The organism is Anaerophaga thermohalophila str. Valhall (genome assembly GCF_000250735.1).
GTDB lineage: Bacteria > Bacteroidota > Bacteroidia > Bacteroidales > Marinilabiliaceae > Anaerophaga > Anaerophaga thermohalophila_A.
On sequence record NZ_AHZV01000178.1, the window covers coordinates 1 to 2,341 of the forward strand.

Genomic DNA, 2,341 nt, shown 5'->3' on the forward strand with positions numbered 1-2,341 from the left:
ACATCTTCATAGGACAAGTTAAACGAAACGACATAGAATTCATTGTAAATAATCACGAAGATTTCGCTACCAATTATGAGACCAATAAGCTTTTACAAACTGTTGATTTCTTAAAGAAAGTAAATGAGCTAAATGTAAAAACATTAGTCTATACCCCATACACAAGGCATATTCGCCAAATTTTAGATCAACTTAATTCTGAAGGTCTTGATATTGCTACAGGTTATTATGGTACCCTTGACGCTCACAATAAAGAATATTCAAACAGACAATTCAAAAGTGGCGAAAAAAAGATTATGGTATCAACCAAAGCTTTTGGTATGGGTGTAGATATTGCAGATATTCAAGTTGTTTATCATCATGCTCCTTCCGGACTACTCCCGGACTATGTACAGGAAATTGGAAGAGTTGCCAGAAAACCGGGACTCAAGGGATTTGCAACCCTAAACTATTCTTCACAGGACCAGCGCTTTACTAAAGCACTTCATGGAATGTCGGCTCTAAAACAATATCAATTAAGGGAAGTTCTAAAGAAAATTCATAAAACGTATTTAAAAAACAATAAAAAGAGAAATTTACTATTATCGGTTGACGATTTTGGACACATCTTCGAAAACGCATTTGATTTAGATCAAAAAGTTTTAACAGCTTTAATGATGATCGAGAAAGATTATTTGGCCAAAAACCGTTTTAATGTAATCATTGCAAGACCTAAAAAACTTTTTGTGAAAATTTATGCTCGGATATCTGATCAACATTTAAATATCCTTCAATTGAAATACATAGACACTTTCAGAAGTCTTCATTCTACTGGCAATGGTTATACCATAATTGAAATGGACCTGGATAAACTTTGGCAGGAATATTTTAGGGATAAAAGTTTTCCTTTACTAAAAAGAGAATTTTACACCGGGCAATTATTCAAAAATGAAAATATTGAACTAGTTCCCCAATTAAAAATTTCTTTTGAACGACTCGACACCTTAGACAATGTATTTGAGAAAATAAAAGCTATACTAACCGCAATCCAAAGTATTTTCGCCAATTCGCAAGGATTCTTTACAAAAGAAGATTTTCAAACCAAACTTAATAATTATATCAATGACACAAATAAATCGGAAAAACTCAGTAAGTTTATCCTCTCTTCATATTCAGGACGGTTAACTCAACCAGGCATAATTGAACCTAATGCTTTCTTACAACGAAGAAGAATATCGGGAGACTTAAAGTATAGAATATTTAACACACAATATCTTTCAAGTTTTAGTGCCCTTCTTAAGCGTTTAAATACTCTTTTTGGAAATACTGATAATTCAACTGCTTATCGGTTTGTAACCAATAAAAAAGCCAATGCTATCACCTATGTACGATTGGGGTATTTTTTAGAAATATTGGAATTAGGAACTTTTGAAATAAAAGGTGGCGAAAATCCTATGTTATATGTTCGTATTAACGATCCCCAAAGAATTGAAAAAGATGCTAATAATACTGAATACACCAATACACTTCTAAGTAAAACCCTTGAAAGACATTATTTAAGCAATCAGATTTTTGACCATTTCTTTTTGAGAAGCTTCACTAACGAAGAACGGTGGAATTTCATTGAAGACTTTTTCCTTGGTTCAGACGTTGATATTCTTATAGAAAAATATAAAGGAGGTACAACAAACAATACTGATATAATAGAAACACTGAAAAAAAAAGAATTATTTTCGATTAACTATCAAAAAAATCAAGAAAATGACTATAATATAAACATCTTTCACCCTTCTCGGGATAAATGTTATTCTGTGAAAGATTTGATTACCATCAATACCAACTCCGGTCTAAAGACAATGAAGGTTTCAAAATGGTTAACGGAAGATCCTGTATCTTTTGATAAAATTCGAAGAAAAAAAGAGCTGAAGGTAACCAAAGAGGTTTTTGAATTACTAATATCTAAATTAAAAGCTAATCACTCTCAATATTTCAACGATGCTTTAGGTTTAAAGGCAAGAATAGAATTTAAAGGATACGATAAACCTGTTCAGGCCATAATCCCTTATTCAACCCAACCTGTCGAATTCTATAAATGGTGGAATAAAAATCAAAACCTTATAAAATTATCTTTAAAAGAAAAAATCCAACTCTTTGAAAAGGTTTTCATGGAAAGTCCTTCAACCCTAACAAAAGAACATAAAAAAATAATAAACAAACTATGAGCCGTATTTGCTTCATCTATTAAAATTTATGGCTGATATTTAGGTGTCAAAACGATGTGCTACATAAAATGCCAAAAAAAATATGAGATAATTTCTGAAATCGACACATTGCTAATTCTTTCTTTGGTAGGATAGACAAC

Annotated in this window: 1 protein-coding gene; it reads left to right on the top strand. The window is 31.4% G+C overall.

The genetic code is table 11. The features are described 5' to 3' along the window. On the top strand, nucleotides 1-2,201 hold a 2,201-nt coding region (locus tag OQ5_RS0109475), incomplete at its 5' end, for a helicase-related protein (protein ID WP_016777264.1). Nucleotides 2,202-2,341: the final 140 nt, after the last annotated feature.